Below are 7,224 nucleotides of genomic sequence, written 5' to 3'. Positions count from 1 at the left end.
AAAGCATTCCTTAATGTACCATTCTTTATTGGTCGTACATTTGTTTACTTCGGTTTATGGTTATTCAGCTGGACTACTTTACGTAAGTATCAGAAAAATGAAGATATTGCAGCAGATGTTAAATGGTGGCATAAAAGTACTATTACTTCGGCATTTTTCTTAATCTTCTTTGGTGTTACATCATCTATGTGTGCTTGGGATTGGGCTATGTCTATGGATCCTCACTTCTTCAGTACAATGTTTGGATGGTATGTATTCGCGAGCTGGTTTGTAACTGCATTGGCATTCGTTACTTTGATCATTGTTGTATTGAAAGAAAATGGTTACCTGGCAATCGTAAATGAAAACCACTTACATGATTTAGGTAAATTCATCTTTGCATTCTCTATCTTTTGGACATACGTTTGGTTTGAACAATTCTTATTGATCTATTATGCAAACATTCCTGAAGAAGTAGGATACTTTGTACAGCGTTTGAAAACAGATGCATACACACCGATATTCTTCCTGACGCTATTCTTAAACTTCTTCTTTCCGTTCCTTGTATTGATGACCAGAGGTTCGAAGAGACTTGGCATCATGTTAAAAATTGTTTGTGTGGTTGTAATCTTAGGTCACTGGTTTGATTTCTACATGATCACGACGCCTCCGGTATTGAAGCAGGAAGGTGGCTTAGATGGGATATTCTTATTTATGGAATTAGGTTTAGGTATGATCTTCGTTGGTGTGTTCCTGTTCATGGTGTTGACAGCTTTAGCTAAGTTGAACCTGATTGCAAAACATCACCCAATGATCGAAGAAAGTATTCATCATGATGTATTTTAATTAAAGCCATTACAAAACTTTATATATAAAATGAATGTAGTTATAATTGTAGCACTTGCATTAATTCTATCAATACTTTATTTGATATTTAGAATTGGTGTATTAACGAACGTGATGAATGGTCGTTACCAAAAACGTGTAGGCGTTGGTAACACGATAAATTCATTTTTATTTGTCGTAGTATTTGTACTGGGTGTTTTAGCGTTCTATTTATCATTCATGTCTGCCCGTGATAAATTCTTACCTGAAGCTGCTTCTGAGCATGGTGTAAGAACGGATTTATTGTTCTGGGTAATCATGGCCGTATTAACAGTGGCGTTTTTATTGACGAACTCTTTGTTATATTTCTTTCCATACATCTATCGTTTTAAAGAAGGAAAGCAAGCATATTTCTATCCGGACAATCATACTGTAGAGCGTATCTGGACAATCATTCCTGCAGTGATCATGGCTGGTTTCGTAGTTTATGGTTATAAAGAATGGCATGCAATTACATCTCCTGCACCTGAAAACTCTGAAGTAATTGAAATTATGGGTAAGCAGTTTGCATGGCAGGTGAGATACCCTGGTGCAGATGGTAAATTAGGTAAGTACCACTATAGAAAAATTGATGCTACAAATGAGTTTGGTATTGATTTTAATGATACTGCAAGCTTCGATGACTTTATTCCAATGGAGCTGCATTTTCCAAAAGGTAAAAACGTTTCATTACATATCCGTTCCCGTGATGTAATCCACTCTGTATTCCTTCCTCATTTCCGTGTGAAAATGGATGCGGTTCCGGGCATGCCAACAAAATTCTGGTTTAAACCAACTATTTCAACTGCAGAAATGCGTGAAAAAACTGGCAATCCAAACTTTAACTATGAACTGGCTTGTACAGAAGTTTGTGGACGTGGTCACTATGCAATGCGTTTTATTGTTGTTGTTGATGAACCAGCAGAATATGAAAAATGGAAAGCTTCTCAAAAGACATGGTCTTCATTGAATGCTGAATATGTTTCTACAAAAGCTCCAAAAGTTTTGAGTGAGAAATATTTAAAGGAATTCTTGACTAAGCCTGAAGTCGTTCAACCTGCTACACCTTCAGATTCAACAGTTGTTTCTGCTGATAGTACAGTTGTTGCTACGGCTGTTGTAACTAAGAAGGCGCACTAAGAAGCATCATAATTAATTTGAATTAATAACTATTTATCATAAATAATATGTCGGCTACACACTCTGGTTCTTTATCTGATGCTCATGCACACGACGAACACGATCACCATGATTTGCCTTGGATTCGTAAGTATGTATTCAGTGAAGACCATAAGTACATTGCTAAACAGTATTTAATTTCAGGTATTGTTTGGGCTGTAATCGGAGGTTTATTATCCGTTTTATTCCGTCTTCAATTAGGTTTTCCTGATGCTGATCTAACATGGTTAAAACCATTGTTAGGTGATTGGATTCAGGCTGATGGTAAATTGGATCCTGAATTTTATCTTGCACTGGTTACCATGCACGGTACGATCATGGTATTCTTTGTATTGACTGCAGGTTTGAGCGGAACATTCAGTAACTTCCTGATTCCGCTTCAAATTGGTGCCCGTGATATGGCGTCAGGCTTCCTGAACATGCTTTCATACTGGTTCTTCTTTTTATCAAGTACAATCATGATGATTTCTCTGTTTATCAAAACAGGGCCTGCATCCGGTGGCTGGGTTATTTATCCTCCATTGAGCGCATTGCCACAAGCTGTTAATGGCTCAGGTCTGGGTATGACATTATGGTTGGTTGCAATGGCATTATTTATTGCATCAACATTGCTTGGTGGTTTGAACTATGTAACAACTATTATCAACTTAAGAACAAAAGGTATGACGTTCTCACGTCTTCCTCTAACTATCTGGGCGTTCTTCATTACTGCGATCATCGGTTTATTATCATTCCCGGTTTTATTCTCTGCAGCGCTTCTTTTAATATTTGACAGAAGTTTCGGAACAAGTTTCTTCTTATCTGAGATTTATATCGGTGGTGAAGCTTTGCATCATGAGGGCGGTAGCCCGATTCTATTCCAGCACTTATTCTGGTTCTTAGGTCACCCTGAAGTTTACATCGTATTACTGCCTGCATTAGGTATTACTTCTGAAATCGTTGCTACTAATTCCCGCAAGCCAATCTTCGGTTACAAAGCGATGATCTTCTCTATCGTAGCGATTGCGTTCTTATCTTTCATTGTATGGGCTCACCATATGTTTGTGACAGGTATGAATCCATTCCTGGGATCAATATTTATGTTCCTTACGTTAATCATTGCTGTACCATCTGCGGTGAAGGCCTTCAACTACATTGCGACATTATGGAGAGGTAATATCATCTTTACTCCAGCGATGTTGTTTTCTATCGGTCTTGTATCATTCTTCATTTCCGGAGGTTTAACTGGTATCGTATTAGGTAACTCTGCTGCTGATATTCAATTACACGATACATACTTCGTTGTTGCTCACTTTCACATTGTAATGGGATCTGCATCCTTCTTTGGTATGTTAGCGGGTGTCTATCACTGGTTCCCTAAGATGTTTGGTCGTATGATGGATGACCGTTTAGGTTATATCCACTTCTGGTTGACTTTCATCGGTGTATATTTGATCTTCTTCCCAATGCATTACATCGGTATTGCGGGTTTCCCAAGACGTTATTATTCATGGACAGGTTTCGATGCATTCAGCACATTCACTGACTTAAATGAATTGATCAGTATTGCGGCAATCGTAACATTTGTAGCTCAGTTTATCTTCATCTTTAACTTCTTCTATAGCATGTTTAAAGGTAGAGTATCTACACTGAACCCATGGAGCTCAAATACATTAGAGTGGACTACACCTATTAACCCTGGTCATGGTAACTGGCCTGGAGCAATCCCGACTGTCTATCGTTGGCCATATGACTACAGCAAGCCAGGTGCAGCTGAAGATTTCATTCCTCAGACAGTACCGTTCTCTAAAACTCCTGAATCTAATCTTCCAGGAGAAACAGACGAAAATTAATAGAAAAGACTGACCTCAGGGTCGGTCTTTTTCTTAATATATTATTTCAATCCAAAAGTATTAGTTCAGATTTTTTAGTCTTACTAACCCTTTTGGATTTTTTTATTTAGTACAAAGAATTAAGTACCTATTTATGAGCCGTATTAACAGATTTTACATCATTGTACTTGTTACGTTAATTACCATTTATCTGGTTATTCTTGCTGGTGGTATTGTACGTAGTACGGGATCGGGAATGGGGTGCCCGGATTGGCCGAAATGTTTCGGGAATTATATGCCGCCAACGGAAGAGTCTCAGCTACCAGCAGACTATAAAGAAAAATATGCGGTGCAAGGCCATCCGGCGGAGTTTAATGTATACAAAACATGGACTGAATATGGAAACCGATTGATCGGAGCTCTTGGGGGGGTAATCGTTTTCTTTCAATGTTTATATGCTATACAATTCATTAAAACCAAGCCAAAATTCTTTTGGCTGTCTTTGTTGTTAGTTTTCCTGATGGGCTTCCAGGGTGTTTTAGGTGCTAAATTAGTATTCTCATTTTTAAAGCCAATCATGATTACACTACACATGGCTGTAGCATTGCTAATTTTGGGCATATTGATTTATCTATTCATTGAAGTTCATAAAGCGAAGCTTGCTCTACAAGGCGTTTATGAAGGGTTTGAACAGGGGATAGTATCTAAAAAATATACCTGGGTAATGTGGGTGTTTATTTTTATGACTGCATTACAGATCTTCCTTGGTACAGAAGTACGTGAGGAGATTGATATCATCTCATTTGCACTGTCTTATGAACACAAGGAAACATGGATCGATAGCATTGGCAGTATTTTCATTATCCATAGAAGTTATTCTATTTTACTGACGCTGGCAACCCTTTATTTTACGTATGTTTTATATCTAAACAGGGATACCTATGCGAAAGCTTACAAGCATGCGCTTGCTATTACATACATTATAGGAGTTGAAATACTGGCAGGAATAATTCTTGCTTATTTTGCATTGCCTGCCTGGGCACAGCCTTTACACTTGCTGCTGGCAACGGTTTTATTAGGTGCACAAATAGCATTTGTTTTTAGATTTATGGTAGGACAAAACAGAAGGAGTGTGTAACTTGCGTACCCGAAATATATATATCGAACAGTCCTTGGCTTCTCTCATTCATGCATATTTTAAATTAACCAAATTCAGGTTAACCTCGACCGTGGCATTCTCTTCGGGAATGGGCTATATATTGGCCGAACGCGGAAAGGTGGATTGGTTAAACCTGCTATTGTTTTTAGCCGGGGGCTTCTGTATCACTGTATCTGCGAATATTATCAATCAGATCATTGAAAGAGATTCAGATAAATTAATGAACAGGACCTCTTCCAGGCCGCTACCGATGGGAACTATAAGCCTGAAACAAGCTATTCTGGCATCGGCATTTTTTCTTATTCTGGGAATATTTATACTAGGCTATTTCAGTACATTGAACGCATTGATCTTATCGCTTATTTCATTGGTTCTTTATTCATTTGTTTATACTCCTTTAAAAAAGATTTCACCAATTTCTGTATTTATCGGAGCCTTTCCAGGGGCTTTTCCTCCAATGATCGGCTGGTTGGCTGTCACCGGGGAATATGGTTGGGAACCAGGTGTTTTATTTGCTATTCAGTTCTTCTGGCAGTTTCCACATTTCTGGGCGATTGCCTGGGTATTGGATGATGAATATAAAAAAGCAGGTATAAAAATGCTGCCTACGCAAGAAGGCAGAAACAAGCGTACAGCAACAATCATCATGATGTATACATTATGTTTGCTACCCCTGGGTTTTTTACCATTTATGTTTGGCATGTCCGGTATTACATCTGCTTACATAGCATTGGCTTGTGGAACATTATTCTTCTTACAAACGGTTTATTTGTGGAGAGAATGCACGGTGAAGTCTGCGCTGATGCTGATGTTTGGCTCATTTCTTTATTTACCGGTTGTTCAGATTGCATTTGTTTTAGATAAAATCCAATAAATTATATAACTGTCATGGAAGAAAAAATTCAATTAAATGATACGCATGAGCAAACATTCACGGTACATCCGAAGAAGTTTTTGCTATGGTTATTTATCGTAACGATCATTATGTTATTTGCAGCATTTACCAGTGCTTATCTGGTGCGCAGTACAGATGGTGATTGGCTGAAATTTGATTTACCGCCGATGTTTACGATGAGTACGGCTGTTATTTTATTAAGCAGTGTAACCATGCAGGTAGCTTATTGGGCAGCCAAGAACAACAACACTTCACGGATCAATATGGCTTTGATTGCAACCATTGTTTTGGGTATTGTATTTCTATACATGCAAGTGAAAGGATGGGGGCAATTAGTGGATGAAAACGTCTATTTAGGCGGCCGTTATTCAAATCCGGCAGGATCTTTCGTATATATTTTATCCGGTTTGCACGGCTTTCATTTAATCACCGGATTAATTTATCTCCTAATTGTTTTATACTCAAGTGCTAGTGGGAAGGTGAGTTCTTTAAATCTATTACAAATTGAGATGTGCACAACTTATTGGCACTTTTTAGATTTGCTTTGGATTTATTTGTTTGTATTTTTACTGGTGAATAATTAGAAATAAGACTAATTTATTATTTAAATATAATTTATGGCAACGGCAGTTATCGACGAAAAAGAAAACAAGGCCCTGTGGGCAGGAGATGCAGAACCATTGAAAGCTAGCTATGGTAAGCTAATGATGTGGTTCTTTTTATTATCAGATGCATTAACTTTCTCTGGTTTATTGATTACGTATGGTTTTTCACGTTATTCTCACGATGCCTATACAGGTGCTGTAGATGCGTTTAAAGCATCTGTACAGTACTGGCCGATTCCTGAAAAAGTATTCACACACATTCCTTTTTTCCACGTTAACGCTCCACTGGTATTTGTGGGTTTAATGACGTTTATTTTGATCCTTTCTTCTGTAACAATGGTATTGGCCGTTGAAGCTGGTCACCGTAACGACAAAAAAGACGTTCAGAAATGGATGTTATGGACAATTCTTGGTGGTATTGCATTCTTATCATGCCAGGCTTGGGAATGGACAATTTTCATCCAGGGCTCTCCTGAAGGCTTGATTGTAAACGACCCGGATGGCACAGTTCGCCATATATTCGGCGCGAATCTGATTGAGAACGAATACGGTCCTAGATTATTTGCTGATTTATTCTTCTTTATTACTGGTTTCCACGGAACACACGTGTTATCAGGTGTAATTATTAACATCCTTGTATTCTATAACGTATCATACGGAACATATGAAAGAATCGGCACATACGAAATGGTTGAAAAAGTTGGTCTTTACTGGCACTTCGTCGATCTGGTA

General features: G+C 38.1%; 6 protein-coding genes and 1 pseudogene. All 7 read left to right on the top strand.

Going from position 1 to position 7,224, the window contains the following annotated elements:
* A pseudogene (locus tag ACTHJT_RS15770) lies at nucleotides 1-825 on the top strand (quinol:cytochrome C oxidoreductase); the annotation flags it as partial.
* Nucleotides 826-936: 111 nt separating this feature from the next.
* Nucleotides 937-1,983 (top strand): cytochrome c oxidase subunit II, encoded by a 1,047-nt coding sequence (locus tag ACTHJT_RS15765; RefSeq protein ID WP_440239944.1) that lies wholly within the window; start codon nucleotides 937-939, stop codon nucleotides 1,981-1,983.
* 47 nt (nucleotides 1,984-2,030) lie between these two features.
* A complete protein-coding gene (locus tag ACTHJT_RS15760; RefSeq protein ID WP_440239942.1) occupies nucleotides 2,031-3,854 on the top strand; it encodes a cytochrome c oxidase subunit I in 1,824 nt (607 codons plus the stop codon).
* 133 nt (nucleotides 3,855-3,987) lie between these two features.
* On the top strand, nucleotides 3,988-4,971 hold the full coding sequence (locus ACTHJT_RS15755) for a COX15/CtaA family protein (protein WP_440239940.1): 984 nt from the start codon (nucleotides 3,988-3,990) through the stop codon (nucleotides 4,969-4,971).
* The gene (cyoE, locus tag ACTHJT_RS15750) at nucleotides 4,964-5,866 is read left to right on the top strand and encodes a heme o synthase (protein WP_440239938.1); all 903 of its coding nucleotides are present in this window, start codon (nucleotides 4,964-4,966) and stop codon (nucleotides 5,864-5,866) included. Before ACTHJT_RS15755 ends, cyoE begins: the two co-directional genes overlap by 8 nt.
* 14 nt (nucleotides 5,867-5,880) lie before the next feature.
* On the top strand, nucleotides 5,881-6,471 hold the full coding sequence (locus ACTHJT_RS15745; RefSeq protein ID WP_440239936.1) for a cytochrome c oxidase subunit 3: 591 nt from the start codon (nucleotides 5,881-5,883) through the stop codon (nucleotides 6,469-6,471).
* Nucleotides 6,472-6,504: 33 nt separating this feature from the next.
* A partial coding sequence (locus ACTHJT_RS15740; RefSeq protein ID WP_440239934.1) for a cytochrome oxidase subunit III occupies nucleotides 6,505-7,224 on the top strand: 720 nt, incomplete at its 3' end.

It is taken from the genome of Cytophaga sp. (assembly GCF_051961495.1).
In the GTDB taxonomy this organism is placed as follows: domain Bacteria; phylum Bacteroidota; class Bacteroidia; order Cytophagales; family Cytophagaceae; genus Cytophaga.
Note: the sequence above shows the minus strand (reverse complement) of the source record. Positions and strands in the feature narration are given on the sequence as shown.

Excerpts from the sequence above, each read along its gene's own strand:
- ACTHJT_RS15760 (WP_440239942.1), top strand. The coding sequence starts at position 2,031 with ATGTCGGCTACACACTCTGGTTCTTTATCTGATGCTCATGCACACGAC.
- ACTHJT_RS15755 (WP_440239940.1), top strand. The coding sequence starts at position 3,988 with ATGAGCCGTATTAACAGATTTTACATCATTGTACTTGTTACGTTAATT.
- ACTHJT_RS15745 (WP_440239936.1), top strand. The coding sequence starts at position 5,881 with ATGGAAGAAAAAATTCAATTAAATGATACGCATGAGCAAACATTCACG.